Below are 17,896 nucleotides of genomic sequence, written 5' to 3' on the forward strand. Positions count from 1 at the left end.
TCCTGCAAACCCGTTCAAATCGGGGGGCGCGGTGGCGACAGACCGCCTTGCCGTGACGAACCGACCCAATAACCCGTCGTGCTTGCATGTGTGCGCCGCTGGCCGCTTACCGCGTTGCGGTGCAACGCTTGAGACGGTGCGTGTCCGCAATGCGCAGCGACCGGCCGGACTGTAGTCAGTATGCGGTCGCTGCCGGGAATGAAACGGGTATCACGCCATCTTCGCGTCAGTTTCAGCAGCGTCGGTCTTGCCGGCAAGCGGAGAACTGGCTGATCCCATTTTCCATCTCCGTTGCTGAGACATGGGACGTGAAGTCGACAGCAGAGGAGAGCGACGGGGCCGCTCGTGGGCCCACGCTGCGAGAAAATGCGGGTGCGTGCGCAACACTAGTGTGCCGCGCACGCACCCCATGCAGTCGCCTCGCTTTCGCTTCTGAAATCGTCCTGATAAGTCGCGGGTTGCACCGGTAGCTTGCCGCCAACGCTAACCGTCACCTTCTATAGCAGTCCCTTCCCTTTACTACGGCCGTACGTGCGGTTCATGGCATGCCCAGGATTGCGACGCTGCGATATTAGCCGTTAAAAAAACGTTCAGACGCCGCCCGACCATGAGGATTCTGGCCACGCGCCGGGCTGCTACCGGATGGGCAACAGCTGCACACCGCGCTCCCTGGAGCAGCTTCCACCCGACGGAATACGCAATGGACGGGAAGGTTCACCTGACGGGGGCGACACTGGCCAGTAAGAGGCATCAGCCTCAATGCAGAGACGGTCGCCTCTGCCCGCATACCTACAGTCAAGGGACGCCTGCCGATCTGCCTGGTCCGAACGCGGCAGGTCCGAGGTCTTCCGGCGTATCGCTCATAGCGGTCTGTATTGCAGATCCTGCGGCGTTCCCTCCGGCAGCTGCTGTGGCACCGTGACATCTCACGCCTGCGATCGTTGCCCGGTCTGGGGGCCGCTCCTGTAAGCGCGGCAACGGTTGTGTCGTGCGTCAAGACGCTTATATCCAACATGCGGGCTTTCCCTGATGGTCTGGCGGGCATCCGTTGAGCAGTCAATGCCCTAGCTAAAAAAAGCAGTGACGGTCGCAGATCAGATCAGCTTTGCTCAGATGTAAAAATGAATGAGCGCCGAACCACATGCTAATTTTCGAACCACTTTGCAGCTCGCCCTGGCGAGTCAGGTGGTACGGACCCGCGTGCGCACCAAGTGCAGACCTTCCTTCACAAGAGAGCAGGTGTTCCCGTGCAGAACAGTTCGAACCGGCGGTATCCGCAGTGGCGTCGCATCGTGGCCTGGGCAGTCATCATGGGACAGGTGTGGGCCGTTCCATTGCGCGCACTTGCTCAGGTCACACCGAAGGCAGGTGGCCAGACCCAGGTCTACACCAATCCAAACGGCGTATCTGTTGTCGATATTGCGAAGCCGAATAGCGCGGGGCTCTCCTACAACCAGTACACCCAGTACAACGTCGACGGGCGCGGGCTTGTACTGAACAACAACCCGACTCCTGTTACAGGCGGCATGGTCGCGCCGAATCCGTCACAGCTGGCCGGTTCCATGCTGACTAACCCGAACCTGACAACCGGGGCTACCGTCATCCTGAACGAAGTCGTATCGCCTAACCGCTCGGTCCTCGCTGGATACACCGAGGTTTCCGGCCAGCGCGCTGACGTCGTTGTAGCCAATCCCTACGGCATCACCTGTAATGGCTGCGGCTTCATCAACACCGGGCATGCAACACTCACCACCGGTACCCCGGTGCTGGGTGCCAATGGCGCGCTGGCTGGCTTCAATGTGACTGGCGGCGATATCCTGGTGCAGGGTACGGGGCTTGACGCGACCAATCCAGCGCTGCTCGATCTCGTATCCCGTTCGATCAAACTGGACGGCCAGGTCAATGGCCACGACGTCACGATCGCGACGGGCAACGGTACGTTCAGTGTGGATAGCCGCGTCATGACACCGACGACGAGCTCGAGCGGCGCACCGGCTCTCGCGATCGATTCCACCGCGCTAGGCGGCATGTATGCCGACCGCATCAAGATCGTGTCGACCGAAGCAGGCGTTGGCGTTCGCATGGCTGGCCCGGTGTCGGCAACTGCCGGGGATGTTGCCGTACAGTCTGCCGGGCAGCTGACGGTGCAGGGCCCGATGTCTGCATCGGGGAATGTGCAGCTGGCGAGCACCTCGGGCGGCGCTAACGCTGTCTCCCTCTCAGGGGCGCAGCTGACCGCGGGTCAGAATCTTGGAGTGAGCGCTCTTGCGGGCGGCGTCAATATCACTGGCGGACAATTGCAGGCCAAAGCCGGCAATCTGACAGTGAATGCCGCTACCCTCAGCGATAACGCGAGTGGCGCAACCCAGGGTGGAAACAATACGCGCAGCGCAGGTGGCCTGGTGCAGCTCAGTACCACAGGCGCCACTGTTCTTGATAACGTCGGATATCAGGCCGGAAGTTCGCTTTCGCTGCAAGGCGGTGATGTTAACTTTGCTGGTACCAGTACAAATGTCGCCGGTCAGACGGTCAATATCGGTGCGACCGACACTCTGGCGTTGGGTCAGTCTTCGGTGGCCGCTGCCGGCGATATCGCCCTGGCTGCAGGCAAAGGTGGCCTTACCTACAACGGGGGGGCAGGACAAGCCGTCGCAAGTCAGAACGGACGGGTCTCGATAGTCAGTGCCGGAGCGCTGAATCAGGCCGGTACAGTCAGTGCAACGCAGGGCTCACTATCCGTCCAGAGTGCGGGGCCGCTGACCAATACTGGAGAGCTATCCGCAGGCGGCGCTATCACAGTGAGCGACACTGCGGGTGGTGGCACGCAGTCGGTCACAAATGCTGGCTCGATTGCCTCTGGCGGCACGCTGGACATGAATGCCAGCACGCTTATGAATAGCGGAGCGGTGCAGAGTAACGGGGCAACCACTGTTGTCGCACAACAGCTCGCTAACTCAGGTACGTTGCGCTCACTGGACACCCTTGACGCCACGGTTGCGGGGGCGCTCGGCAACAGCGGCACAATTGCCTCACAGAACGCCTTGCGCGCGAACAGTTCGAGCCTGAGCAACAGCGGCGCCGTTGGTTCTGTATCCAGCGACGTTCAGCTGAACGTCGGCCAGATCGACAATGCCGGGGGAATCAGTGCCCAGAAAGGCACATTGTCGATCGGCAATGGTGGGTCGGCCGCTGGTACGGCGTTGACCAATGAAAGCAGCGGTCAACTGGTCGCTAATGGACTTCAGTTGCGACTGGGCACTCTTACCAACGCCGGCCAGATTGCCGGCGCGACTGCGGCCGGTGCGATCGCTGTTTCAGGCCAGCTGAACAATGAGTCGGGCGCGATCATTACCGTTAGCCAGGGAGGCGGGGCGGTGCCCGATTCGGTAAGCGCCGGCACGCTCAATAACAGCGGAGTGCTTCAGTCCGGCAGTGCGATGAACGTCAGCGCTGGTGCGGGTGGTCTGTCGAACAGCACGACCGGTACTGTGCTGGCGGTGGGCAACCTGGTTGTGCATAGCGCGGGTTCAGTCAGCAACGATGGTTCGGTTACGGGTACCAATGTCACGGTAAGCGACGCAAGCGGCGGTAGCAGCGAGTCGCTGACGAACACGGGCAAGCTGGTCGCGGGAGGCAGTCTGTCGGTAGCTGCGGGCACGGTGAACAACAGTGGTTCCGTGCAGTCGGCCGTGGGCGGTAACGTGGCGGCTGCGGGTCAACTGGCCAATAGCGGTACGATCTATCTTGGCGCGCAGAGTGGCGACAGCACGGTGACGGCGGCGCAGCTGACGAACCAGGCGGGGAGTACCCTGTATGCGGGCCAGGGCCTGACGACCTCGGTCAGCGGCAATCTGACGAACGCTGGTCAGCTGGGCGCACAGAACGCGCTCCAGGTGAACGCGGACAGCGTCACCAACCAGGCCGGTGCGCAACTGGTGTCGAATACCCGGGACGCGACGCTTGTGAGCAATTCGGTGACAAACGCCGGGACAATAAGCGCACAGGGGAATCTGAGTCTGACGGGTGCATCGGCTGGCACGCTTGCGGTCACCAACGCTGCGAGCGGTACGTTGATCGCCGGGCAGAAGCTGACCGTTCAGGGGCAGAACGGCAGCGGTAACGCAACGCTCACCAATGTGGCCAGCAATACGGCCACCAACACGGGCAACGCGCAGCAGGCCGCGGCTCAGGGAACCGTGCAGGGCGATGCACTGGATCTTCGGCTGGCGCAACTCGCAAATAGCGGGCAGATCACCGGAGGTAGCGCTCAGAGCCAGGTGAACGTAAGTGGAGTGCTCCGGAATGATTCCGGCGCACTGCTCGCACTTAACCGTGGTACGACCGGTGCGGTCACAAGCACGGTGGCTGCGGGCACGATCGATAACTCGGGCGTACTGCAAGGCACTGGTGCGATGAACGTCAGCGCTGGTGCGGGTGGTCTGTCGAACAGCACGACCGGTACTGTGCTGGCGGTGGGCAACCTGGTTGTGCATAGCGCGGGTTCAGTCAGCAACGATGGTTCGGTTACGGGTACCAATGTCACGGTAAGCGACGCAAGCGGCGGTAGCAGCGAGTCGCTGACGAACACGGGCAAGCTGGTCGCGGGAGGCAGTCTGTCGGTAGCTGCGGGCACGGTGAACAACAGTGGTTCCGTGCAGTCGGCCGTGGGCGGTAACGTGGCGGCTGCGGGTCAACTGGCCAATAGCGGTACGATCTATCTTGGCGCGCAGAGTGGCGACAGCACGGTGACGGCGGCGCAGCTGACGAACCAGGCGGGGAGTACCCTGTATGCGGGCCAGGGCCTGACGACCTCGGTCAGCGGCAATCTGACGAACGCTGGTCAGCTGGGCGCACAGAACGCGCTCCAGGTGAACGCGGACAGCGTCACCAACCAGGCCGGTGCGCAACTGGTGTCGAATACCCGGGACGCGACGCTTGTGAGCAATTCGGTGACAAACGCCGGGACAATAAGCGCACAGGGGAATCTGAGTCTGACGGGTGCATCGGCTGGCACGCTTGCGGTCACCAACGCTGCGAGCGGTACGTTGATCGCCGGGCAGAAGCTGACCGTTCAGGGGCAGAACGGCAGCGGTAACGCAACGCTCACCAACGCGGCCAGCAATACGGCCACCAACACGGGCAACGCGCAGCAGGCCGCGGCTCAGGGAACCGTGCAGGGTGGAACGCTAAACCTGAACCTCTCCACGCTTACCAACTCAGGGTCGATTGCGGGGCTGCATGGCAGCACTCTTGCGGTAAGCGGGACGCTGGATAATCAGGCGGGCGGTACCCTGACGCTCGCCCAGGATGCGGGCGCACAGAGCGCAGTGACGGCCGGCACCCTGAGCAATGAGGGGCGCTTCCAGGACATGGGGACCGCGCAGGTTACGGCCCGGAAAGAATTCGACAATTCCGGCGCAACGGTTCTGGGTCAGGGCGACGTGGGCGCGCCAGTCATTAATAACAATGGCACGCTTGAAGCGCAGCAGGACCTGCAACTGCGCACGTCGACGCTCGACATTGGCAACGGCGCACTGGTCGCATCCGGCGGCACGCTTGGCGTGAACGCGACAAGCGTCGGTGTTGCCGACGGTGGGACGATGCAGAGCGTGGGCAATGCCGACATTTCCACTACCGCGCTCACGTTTGGCGGGGCTAACGCGGGTCTGCTACTGGCCCAGTCGGGCGGTCAGGCAACGCTGAATGTGAACGGAGCACTGAATAACCCTGGCCTTGTGTTTTCTGGCGGCGATCTCACGGTCAATGCAAGCTCGGTGAACAACGCGCAGACGGGTGCCATTTCGGCTCTCGGCAAGCTCAACGTCGACACAGGTACCGGTGACATCATCAATGCAGGTCAACTGTATAGCCATCAGGCGATCAATCTCAACGCTGGAACGGTGACCAACGTTGGAACGCTCAGTCAGGGCATTGGCCAGATCGACTCGGATGGCGACCTGACGGTCACTGCGAACAGTTTCAATAACAACAGCGAAATCAACGTGGCGGGCAACGCCACGGTGAGTGCTGCCCAGTTCAGCAATTCGGTAGCAGGGGGCGATACGCGCCAGTGGCTGACGCCTGACGTCGTGTCATATAACAATGACGGAAACGGTGCACAGGTCCTCGGCGTGCAGGTCGGCGCTGGGTCGGGATACGGAGAGACCAGCGAGACGCACTGGGATAGCGGCCTGTTTGATTCGTACACGGAGCGCTATTACCAGGCCAACCTGACGAACACGCAGTATTACGCCGGAGGCACGCCGACCTACCAGCCAAAGTTTGTCGCCGGCAACACGTTGACCGTGCAGAACTTCGACCACGGAGAGAATCTGGGAGCCGTACTCTCGGGACGTACTGTCAATCTGACGGGCAATTCAGGCGCAACGTTCACAAATGACAATCTCGCGCTGCTGCGAAAGGACTACACCGCCACTTGGGATACGGTCCAGCACATTTCGTGTTTCATCTTCTGCACCTATTACGATCCTTCTCCAGGTAACCTGCAGATCTCATCGCAGCTCACGCAGCAGGATGCCCAGGCTCAACTGACGGCAGCAATCTACGCTGGTCAGCTTAACGCGTCGGGCAACTGGAGCCTGACGAACCGCAGCACACCTTACCAGCTGGCAAGTGCGGTGTTTAAAACGCCCGCTGCGCCTGCCGGATCGGCCTACCTCGCGGTCACCACCGGCGGCGCATCGACCGTCGGGGCAAATGCCGCCCAGGGCGCTTCGCTGCAGGCGGCAGCAGGTAAAAACGGAATCACGGTGGCGACCAATGGGACGCAGGTGGTGAGCTACCGGACGCCGCCGAGCGTGGACGTCGCGCTCGACCTCGGTAATGGTCAGCTCTGGCTGGCCGGGGCGGTAGTGAACCTGCCGACGAATCCGAATGGGTTATTCGTCCCCGACCGCAGCTCGAATGCATCGTACGTGGTCGAAACAAACCCGCGTTATCTGCTGGGCACGCAGTCCGTTGGTACTGATTATCTGATCCAGCAGCTGTACGGCTATACCGCCACCCAGACTGTCAAGCTGCTGGGCGATGCAAACTACGAAGCGTCGCTGGTATCGCAGGAGATGGCAGCACAGACAGGCCTGTCTCTGGAGACGGCGTTCGTGAATCAGGCAGACCAGATGAAAGGCCTGATGGACAATGCGGTGGCGCAGGCGCCGGCGCTTGGTCTGAAGATCGGGGTCCCACTAACGGGCGCCCAGGTCGCACAACTGAAGCAGGACATCGTGTGGGCCGTGGACACCCAGGTCAACGGTCAGACCGTGCAGGTGCCCATGCTGTATCTTGCACCGGGCGCGCATCAGTCTTTACCGGGCGGCGGCGCTGTCATCATGGCGGCAAATACCAGTCTGAATCTGGATTCGTTGACCAACCAGGGCGGCACGATCGCAGCATCCCAGCTACAGAAGATCCAGGTCCAGGGCGACCTGAATAACGTCGGGGGCGCGATTACGGGGCAGAACGTCTCCCTCGCTTCGGTGGGTGGATCCGTCAATAACACGACGCTCGATCAGGGCGGGACGTTGCTGGGTAGCACGGCGCAGATCAACGCAGGCCAGGCGCTCGGCATCCAGGCAGGGCAGGATATAGTGCTCAAAGGATCGTCGGTGACAGCAGGTGGCAATGCCGGCATCGTTGCGGGACGAGATCTGGTCCTGTCGACCGCAGTCACATCGACCTCTTCCACAAGTTCAGGGCCGCAGCCGGGTACTGTCATTCAGACGACAGCTACACAGAATCAGGGCTCGATTCTGCAGGTGGGCGGCAGTCTGGGCACCCAGTCCGGGCGTAACACTACGCTCACCGATGCCACGGTTAAAACCGGAGGCGATCTCTCGATGGTTGCGGCGGGCAATCTGGATGTGCTGGACGCACAGAACACTGCAACTGTTCACAGTCAGAGTGGCTCGGGCAACTGGATGAATCACCAGACGACCACAACCGATGCTGCCTTCAGCCAGAGCGCGGGTACGACAATCCAGACCGGAGGCAACGCAAGCCTGCAATCTGGCCAGACGTTAACGATGCGCGCAGCCGCAGTCAATGCGGGAGGCGACCTTTCGGTAACCGGGCAGAATGTCAAGCTTCTTGCCGGCCAGGATACGCAGACTACAAGCGCGAGCACCCAGTCTTCATCGCTCTTCAGCGCTCCGCTGCAGTTCTATGGCAGCACGTCGACCCAGTCGAACACCTACGATTCGTGGGCCAGGGCATCGCAACTGTCCGCTGGTGGCAATGTCACCGTCGCGGCAACGGGCGACGTGACGTCAGTCGGAACCACCGTGCAGGCGGGGACAAGCGGCAATGTGCTGATACAGGGCGCAAACGTGAACCTGCTGGCTGCACAGGATGTGCACACGACGAGCACGCAAAGCCAAAGCACCTCGATTGGACTGAGTTCTTCGGGTAGCGTCAGCATGGCGACGACGGGCACGGCCTCCGCTACGCCCGATAACCTGAACGATTTTCTTCAGGGCATGAAGAGTTATGTGGAAAACGGTATTTCGGCTAAAGCAACAGCACAGGCAGGCGCATCCGGCCAACTGCTGCTTGGGATGACCCAGAGTTCGAGCAGCGAAAGCACACTCCAGATCAAGAACCACGGAACGCAACTCAATGGCCAGAACATCAGCGTGGTTGCCGGTGGAACGCTGACGTCCCAGGCGAGTGCAATCAATGCAGGCAATGGCACCGGTAATGTCGTGGAGCAGGCCGGAAATATCCTGAACGTAGCCGCAAACGACGTCTCCCAATCCTCAAGCTCGTCACAGCAGAGCGCCTTTGGTCTGGCGTTGGGCGGCTCGAGCAACGGCAGTGCTCATGCAGGGATGTCCTCAACCATCACCGGTACGACATACGGCACGGGTGCATCGGCAGACAACAAGGCGACGCTCGGCTTCAGCGACAGCAGCAGCTCCGACACCCAGAGTGTTCGTGACACCACTGCAGTGGTGAACACGATCATCGGAAAAAATGTGACGCAGACCGCTGGTCAGCGCATTCTGAACGAGGGAACGCAGATCCAGACAGGTGCAGATGGCAGTGTATCGCTGCAGGCGCAGACGCTTGATTTTCTCGCGGCCGCAAATACGCATACCGAGAGCAGTAGTCACAGCGAGCAGGGCTTTAACCTCGGGGTGAGCCTGGATGGGAACACGTCGGTGCAGTCCGGCGGTGGGGGCGGCCTTCTTAAACCCGGGGGCGTCGCCCAGGGTAGCGCGGGGGCGCAGGCGACCGTCGGATTTGACGCCGGGGCGAACTGGGCACAAAACAGCTATGCGATGGGATCAAGTCAGGCCGTCGTCGGATCGATCAACGCAGGATCGGGCGGCATCAATCTTGATGTGGGCGGCAAGGCCACCCTTGAAGGTACGAACCTGAGCACGGGTGGTACGGGTGATCTGACGATCCGTGCCGGGCAGCTCGACTATGAAGCAGCCCACGATACGAGCTGGGCGACGAGCCAGTCGTCAAGTACCAGCGTCGGGCTGTCGGGGGGCGTCGGCGTTCAGGCGGGGATGATGACGCAGGGCGGGGCGAGTGTAAGCCCGATGGCCACGCTTAACGCAAGCGTGCAGCACGACCAGGCAAACAGCAGCATGTCCAGCAGTGATGCCATTGTGGGCAATGTCAATGTGGGCAACCTGAGCGTGACGACCACGCAGGGCGACATGCGATTCGAAGGTACGGATCTGAATGTTACGAAAAATCTGCAGCTTGACTCTGCCGGTCAGGTTCTTATGGATGCGGCCCACGACACGTCGGTCTCGAGTTCTTCGAGCCGCAGCGTTGGCGCGGGCGCTGGCGTTCAGATCGATCCGGAACATCTGGCAGACGGCACGTTTGTGAACGGTTCTGGCCAGATCGGGTTTGCTAGCCAGAACCAGCAGAGCACCACGGCACAGGTCGGAAATGTAACGGTTGGAGGCAATTCATCCATCCGTGGCCATGACGATGTCGCTTTTGAGGGCACGCAGATCCAGGTCGGTGGCAATTCGAGCATTGTGTCAACGGGCGGCAATGTGAAGTTTCTGGCGGCTCAAAGCACAGCCACGGCGGCCAGCTCTGACGCACAACTCGATGTGTCGAGTGCAGGGATGAAAGATGCACAGCAGACGTCAGTGGACGGCAGTTTCCACAAGGAGAACTCCAACGACGTGACCAACACGCTCGCTACGCTTAAGGTCGGCGGCACGAGTCAGGTGCAGGCAAAGCAGGATGTTGTACAGGACGGCAATGTGCTTGGTTCGGCGTCGGTAGTGGCCGGTGGCGCACTGGTTACAAATGCTGTGCAGGATGTTCACACGTCGAGCGAAATCGGCTTCACGTTCAATAATGGCGTGTCGCAGGATACCCAGCCGGTCAATCACGAGGCTGCAGCCGGGCAGGCCGGGGAGATCGCCAAGGCGAGGACGCAGGCTGCTGCTGTGGAGACGAAGGTTGCGAGCGGAAAGGCTACCGAAATCGCTCCGCTTTCAACGGTAGACGATCTTGCTAACGTGGCCAATATCCTGCCCGTGGTCGCCGCGCGCGAGACGCTCGTGTCTGGCGCGACCACCGGCCTGCGGGAGCTGACTCGCTACGGACTGACGGCGCTTTCTGTCGTCGCGCCTACCGCATCGATGGCCATTGGTGCGGCAACAATGACGGTACCACTGGCGGCCGTGGGTTTCGGTATCCACAGCGATATCATCGATTACAGACAAGGCATGAAGATGCTGGATCAGGCGAGCTGGCTGAGTGCGGACGCCCGTGAGTCAGCCGCACTGGATCTGTCAAAACAGGCGACGAAAAGTGTTGTGGAGCGTTTGCTGATCGGAGTCGGTACATTAGGAGGCGCCGCCGCAATGGGGGCAACGGCCACTGCCCCGAGTTTTGCGCATTCTGTCGCGCCCGCTTACGTCGACGGCCAGGTCTATGCGTGGAGCAAGGCGGTTGCAGCGGACGTTTTCCCGCTTGAGACAGTCCCTCCGCGGCCTGCGCCGCAACCGCAACCCGAGATCGTTAAACCTCCGGCGGTCGAAAGCGCTGGAGCAACCGACGGTCGCAACCGTGCAAACTACATAGGTGCCTACGTCGCCGAAACCGCAGGCGGCATGGGTATGGACATCTTTTCGCAGGGCTACGGGTATAACAGCAAGTCTGGTACGTTCAACCCGGAATCAGGACTGGTCACGGGGCTCGACAAGAGCGTCATGAACTCGATGATCAACACCATCGAGACGACAGTGGGTATGGTTAGCAAAGCACATTACGAGGGCAATGCGAAGCTGGACGTGAAAATTGGCTTCAATCCGACACTCTTCGGTGTTGGGCCCAAAGGGGCGGACGGCACGCGGGCCAGCATGAGCGCAGCGCAGACGGGCTCCGCCTGGAGAACCCTGCTTGGCGATCCGAGCAACGTGAACCGGTCAAACCTTTTCGGGCAGCTTTATACCGTGCTCTTTGCGGGGGTACCAGACAATGTCAGTTGGGTGAAGGGTGTCGGCCCCGGCCAGGGTGACCTGAGTTCGTCCTTCGGAGCAGACCAGCTGGTCGGTGCAATGGTCGCTGCTGGCGGCCCCACAACGCGCAGCATTCTGAAACCTGGCGCGCTGCAGAAGGAGACAGAAAAGCAGATTGGGCGAGGCGAGACAACTGACTCAACAGCATCAAATGTCTCGTTGCCCCCAGCGCCGCGGCTGAGGGATGCGATCCGTTCGGGTGATCTACCCGGCGCTGTTGCGGCAATCAGGTCGAAGGTGGCTAAAGCCGGGAAAGTAGTCAAAAAGGCATTAACGGGATCGGCGAAGACGGCGCCGGCTCCAGAGGCTCTCGATCCGGGGCCAGGCAGGGAAACGAGCGGGCATAGCGATCTGACGACATTGTCCTCAACTCAGACGCCTGGCTATGGAGAGCCATCCGCGCCGGTGCTGCATGCTGTCCAGCCGGCGCAAGAGCTTTCGTCTGGAATTGATTCTGCGGTGCGCTCGGGGGAGACCGGGTTTCCCGCCGTGTCCGCCCGCGCGGCTGATGTCAGCGCGACCGAACACAACGGTTCGATCCTGACTGACACCCGGAAAGTTGCTGAAGGTACGTCGTCGTCAGATCCTGTCCCGTCAGATGGCGAGGGGCGAGAGAACGTGTCAGACCAGCGTCAGGCTTCTTCAGCGACGCAGTCGCTAGCGAGTTCGGACAAAAACAGCCTTCTGGAGCCGTATTCACCGCTACGCGGCGTACAGCGCTTCGTTGGACACCATGATGCGGGCAGCGGCACGCTGGGCGATCTGACGCCTGCGCAGATTGCGGATCTTGTTCAGCCGGACACGACACACGTTTTGCTGGCCGGCTGCAGGACAGGGTGCAGTATCCAAGGCGACCCATCGTTTGCTCAGAAAGTGCAGAACGCCCTGCAGCAGCGTGGTGTCGGCGCCCAGGTCACTGGTTTTACAACCGACCTCGCATATCATCTGCCCACTGGTGTTGTGCGCCCGGTCGCGGACGACAGTCTGACGGAAACTGATGAAGTTCTTCTTGGCAAGCGATCGAGCGCGGGTGCGGGTGCGGCTTTGGACCGATCGGCGCCATTGCCCACCACAATCCTTGACACAGGCAGCTCATCGTTCGATGCGCCGCTCCGTCCCGGGATGCCGGATAAGACGAGCATGCTCACAGAAAAGGATAACTTGCCAGAAATGACGACACGGCTGCTGGCAGCACACGCCGTCGATCTAATGACCGACTCGGCCAAAATCTTACCCGGTCTGATTTCACCGTTTGCAAGTCTCCAAGGTATGCCCGAGCGTGTAATGGCGCTCTCGCAAAATCCGCTTATGCGTTTGTCCGACGGCCGGGATGGCGTTGCACTGCAGTCCAGGACGCTTGCCATGGAACGCCTATCAGGCGCGACGAAGAATGTCGTGCCCATTGACGCGCAGGCAGTGAGGCCCGAGCTGGATATGCTCCTCAAGAAGCTGCAGGATAACGCAGCGACCGGGAGTGACTCGGCGACAATGATAGATGACCTTAACAGCCGCGATGCGAGAAAAGTGCTCCCACTCTTTGGAGCCTCGGCCGAGCAGATTGAGCAGGCGCAATCTGGAAACGTCGTTGATGTGGGGATAAATACGTTAGCGAAGCAGGCGGTAAATTATCCAACGCGGCTGATCACGCAAAGTGCGCTTTCCGTGTTTGCAGAGCTATATCCTGAGCCCAAACAAGCGGATTTCGGGTCGAGTACGTCATACGAGGAGGCACTCGCCAGCTGGAAAGATGCGCAATGGAAGGTAGGAAAAGTAGCAGGACTAGGGCGCGGACTGGGCCACTACACCACTATCTTGACCGGCGGCAATATCGACCTTGCAAGCAGGGCGCGGGCTTTTCGGGCAAAGCTTTATCCTACAGGAGGTAACGCTTACGAAGATTCTTTGCGTAATCTGGATTCGATCATCAAGAATTTTGAGCAGCTGCTTGCCGACGAGCAGCCTGGTATCGAGTTTGACGCAGCGGAGGTTTCGGGTGTGGTTAAAAACCTTCAGTCGACGCGCGATGAGCTAAAAGCTCTGGTTGATGACTATATGCAGCAGCAACGTCTCATGCACCCAGGCGATCGCGCCAGGATGGACGCCGCTGTAACCTTCGCTGCTGAGGTGTTTGATAGCGCAGGCAAGGTCGCGCTTGGGGCGGCACTGGCCACTGTAGATCCGTTATCCGCGGCGGCCGTAAAACAATCCTGGTCGCTTGTTTCGTACACTCTCATGGAGCAGGTGCGGGAGACTCTGCATCTGGCAATGGATACCAAAGCGATCGCAAAAATCGCATTGAAGAAGTATGCAGATGCAATTGCCGCCGCTCCGAATCAGACAGATCCGCAGTTCGTCGACCACCAGCTTCAGTCTATCGCTGAATATGTGCAAAGCCACTTTGAAAGTGCAGATCAGGCGAACTATAAGCGGTTTATCGACCGGGTCCTGATACCGACCACGATAAAGCAGGCGGCGGACGTCAGCGAGATGGAAAAAGAAATCCGGCAAGGTCGGGCAGCTGTCGAGGCGTTAAACCCGACAGCGCTAGAGTTAGCTCAGCAAAAGGGCGCGCTTGAGGATCGGGCGGATGTGTTGAAGGGCAAACTTCTTGCCCGAATTGCATCAAATGACGAAGCGCTGTCTGCTGGTATGGGCCTGATGAAAGCAATTCAGGCATACACCGAGGCAGGCGATAGCAGCCCGACACGCCAGGCCGTAATTGATACAGCCTTGAAGGGAGGTATCGAAGCATTGCTGTACGCGTTTGTCGCGCCTGCCGAACAACCAAAAAATGTCACGACAGCGTTTCAGGCTGCCTTGCAGGCGCGGGGAGTTGATGTAAGTCCGGCACGCATATTCTCGCTGGCGCGGGAGTTCTCGGCCGATCTATTGGCAAAGAATGCTTTGATCGATGGCATAGACTTCGTGTTAATCACTGGACCGCATCCGTTTGTATCGCACACTCCATCTGGAAAGGCAAAGCTGGCAAACCAGTCGCGCATTGACGGGTTCATCAAACTGCGGCAGTACGCCGAGGAGCTTCACGCGATTCCGGCGAAGATCGAGCAGACACAACGGGAATTTGAGGATGCACAGCTTAAACCTGCATCGACGGACGGCAGCTTCCGGTCAAATATCGGAAAGATCCGTAGTCGTACAGTTCGACTGGAGCAGGAGCTACCGGTCGTGCGGGAGGCACAAAGCGACTACCAGAGGCAGGCACATTTCTATCTTCAGCGCCAGTTCAACGATTTGGACTGGCGGGGCCAGCTGGGCCAACAACTGGCGAGTGGGTCGAAAGGGATAACTGACGGCATTACGCGTAGATGGAAGTATCAAATCCTGACTTCGGCTCGCAACAAAGCGTATTTGGGACTCGCGCTAGGCGCGCTCTATACCGGTGGCCTCTCGCAATTTGTTCTGGAAAGCAATGGTATAGCTCAGGCCATGGTAGAAGCCGGGGAAGCCGGAACCTACGTGACGGCGGCTGTCCACTCTATTCGACCAGATGGAACACGCACTCGCGGCTTTGCAGGAGTCAGCCCTGTGCAAACTCACCCGGTAGAGCCCGCCACACTGCTTGAGAATGCTTTCGCGGAGAAAGACATTACACAGGCGCCGTGATGCATTTGCATTCCCGCAATGTGGAAATGAAAACAGCGGCCTTATGAAGTGGAATTTGTGTGACTGTGCACCACACATAGCGCTGGTACGCGCGCTGGTTTCGATGCATGGGTCGTTTGATAAGTAATCACAGCCTTGCACGGATTGGGATATTGGGGCCACCAGGCGTGTGGCAAGTAAGACTAACGTAAATTTGGGATTTAAAATGTTGACTCAGAAAGAGACGTTGCGTGCTGCGTGTGGCGCAGTTTGTATTGCTACAACATTAGCGATATCGGCGATAAGCGCAATGGCGGCCGATGTGCCACAGTCGGCGACGGCCATGCCATCTGGTGTCATCGCCCTCGTGAACGGAGCGAGCATTAGCCAGGCACAGCTTGACGATGCAGTTCGCGCAGCATCTGAGCTTACGCACGAGACTGATACGCCCCAACTGAGACTCGCAATAAAGCAGCAACTGATTGCTCGCGAGCTCTTCCGTCAGAATGCCGAGAAAGCAGGGTACGGTATAAAACCTGAGGTAGAGCGCGAAATCGAGGCCGCAAAGATAAATGCTGAGACGCAGTTGTACCTGAAAGACAACGTCAAGCCAGAGACTGTAACGGACTTGCAGATTAGGGCACGCTATGACGAGTTGGTGGCGGGTCTCGGGAAGAATGAGTATAAGCCGCGTATTATCGTTGTGCCGGATCTTGCCGCTTCGACGGCGGCGTTCAATCGGCTGAAAGCTGGACAGGCGTTTGATGATGTGGCCAGACAGCTCAGCAAGTCTGCGAACGCGCAGAGTGGCGGCGAAATGCCCTGGGTGAGCTTCAAGACTCCTGCAGAAGAGGGTAAGACTCAGGGCCTGCCTCTGGCAGTTGCCCAGGCAATTCAAAAACTGTCAGCTGGCGGCATGACATCGCAGCCAGTTGCGCTCGGAAAAGACGGGGGTGCACCGTACGCCATTGTGAAAGTCGACGCTGTCAGGCCGACCCAGATACCGTCTTTTGAGGAAGCGAGGGAATCGATCCGTGAGGAGCTGGAAGGGGTTGCCCTTGAGAAAGCAGCGACACAGTTCACCGCGGAGCTGATGAAAACCGCAACGATCCAGCAGTGACATGCAGCGATCCTATTCAAGTGCTGAGCGCGTGGTGCGATCCCGTTTTGGTAAGGCGCTGCTATTACCGATGCAAAAGGCTCAGGCTGACGAGTTGGGTCTTCGCAACCACATCGCGCTCGCGTCGATGCGGGCAGGCCAAGGCTCCCTTACTGCTGCGCAGCACCTACTGGAGGCAATTGTGCTGACTGGCTTCCTGGTCGAAGCCGGGTTCGGCGAGCTTGAGCCTGAGCAGTTTACAGCGGCCGAGCTGGCAGTTTGTGAAGCAATCGAGCAGGGCAGCCTTACTGGTAAGTGGTTGCTCGGTTCGGACGCATCACGTTACCTCGAGATCATCGTCACCCTCTACGACCAGCAGCTTCGGGAAGCACCTTTGTCTGCCGTGGTACAGGCTGGCGAGCGGCTGCGGAGATTTAAATCCGGTTTGCCGTTCGGTCTGAACAGGAAGCGCGGACGATAGGGGCAGCCAGGGGGATGCCACTTCCAGGATGCCTTAAGAGGTTCAACGGCTGACGGGTATCGTGGACCATTACATTAAGTGCCTGGCCCAACGGTATGTGTCTGGATCAGGTCTTCCGTTCTGCGTACGCTTCAGAAGTTTTCTCGCGCTCCGAGGGAGATCGTCACATACCTGAAGGAGCGTGCCTTAGACAAGCATTATGCGGACAAAGCGAGTAAGCAGCCGCCTCGCGTGGACGATCGCTGCATGATTGCCAGCCTGACTGGATGTTAGATCTGAAATTCTCTGGCCGTGCTGGCCAGTAAAGTTATAAGCTCCCCACTTTGGGACCGACCGTCATCCCTACGCCGGGTTAGCGTCATGATTAAAAAACCTGGTGGCTGCGCCGGTGTTGCCAACGAATTGCGAGCACACTTCAGAGATATCGTGTTGCCGCTCTGGCGAGGCGTGGGCTTCAATCCAGCACTCGGCTTGCCCTATGAAGCCTTGTCTGCGAACGGCTGCTCGCCATTACCTAACTTCAGATATCGATCGATGGCGTGTGCCCGACAGCTGTTCGTCTTTGCTCAGGCCGGTGAAATAGAACATGCCCACCGGCTGTGCACCTCCCTTAAGCGCCGTTTCAGGGACAGGAGGCATGGCGGATGGTTTTACAGCGTTGACGCCAACGGCGATCCGCTCGACACCACAAAGGACCTCTACACTCAAGCTTTCATTGTGTTTGCTTGCGCCGAATATGCTGCACGATCTGGAGACTGCGCCGCACTGCCGCAGATGCATGAAGTCTCCTCGCTCATAGCCTAGTTACCGAATGGTAGCTCCGATGCGCTTGCCTAGCTTCAAGTAAAGTCGAACCGCTGGAATGCGAGCTTCGTATGAGAAGGTGAACTACCTACAGGTAGTCCAACAATTGTCCGCACCCCCAGTTGTTCTATCCTCGTGATTGGCGAGCCACGACCATCGATCAATTCATCGAGATCGTTGACTCGTACATCCGCTGGTACAACGCAAAACGGATCAAGGTTTCGCTCGGCTCCCTCAGCCCCATCGAATACCGGCAGAGTCTTGGAATCGCGGCATAAATCAGTCCAAGAATTTGTCCGCACCCCCCCAGGGTCATTTTTACATCGGCGCTAACAGATAAGCGCATGTGACGGCGTCTACGACGGTTGCCACTAAACGGTTTCATTC

The 17,896-nt window shown here is 59.4% G+C and carries 3 protein-coding genes and 2 pseudogenes; all 5 read left to right on the plus strand.

What is annotated here, in order from left to right; all coding sequences use genetic code 11:
- The first annotated feature begins 1,247 nt into the window (after positions 1 to 1,247).
- The gene (locus AAGS40_RS29705) at positions 1,248 to 15,146 is read left to right on the plus strand and encodes a hemagglutinin repeat-containing protein (protein WP_345817791.1); all 13,899 of its coding nucleotides are present in this window, start codon (positions 1,248 to 1,250) and stop codon (positions 15,144 to 15,146) included.
- A 205-nt stretch (positions 15,147 to 15,351) separates the two neighbouring features.
- Positions 15,352 to 16,245, plus strand: coding sequence for a peptidylprolyl isomerase (locus AAGS40_RS29710; RefSeq protein WP_345817792.1), 894 nt, complete (start codon positions 15,352 to 15,354; stop codon positions 16,243 to 16,245).
- 1 nt (position 16,246) lies between these two features.
- Entirely contained in the window at positions 16,247 to 16,705 is a 459-nt protein-coding gene (locus AAGS40_RS29715) for a hypothetical protein (protein ID WP_345817793.1), read from the plus strand.
- A gap of 360 nt (positions 16,706 to 17,065) precedes the next feature.
- Positions 17,066 to 17,503 (plus strand): annotated as a pseudogene (locus tag AAGS40_RS29720) (AGE family epimerase/isomerase); the annotation flags it as partial.
- A gap of 125 nt (positions 17,504 to 17,628) precedes the next feature.
- Positions 17,629 to 17,787 (plus strand): annotated as a pseudogene (locus tag AAGS40_RS29725) (IS3 family transposase); the annotation flags it as partial.
- Positions 17,788 to 17,896: the final 109 nt, after the last annotated feature.

This window comes from Paraburkholderia sp. PREW-6R, from assembly GCF_039621805.1.
In the GTDB taxonomy this organism is placed as follows: Bacteria; Pseudomonadota; Gammaproteobacteria; order Burkholderiales; family Burkholderiaceae; genus Paraburkholderia.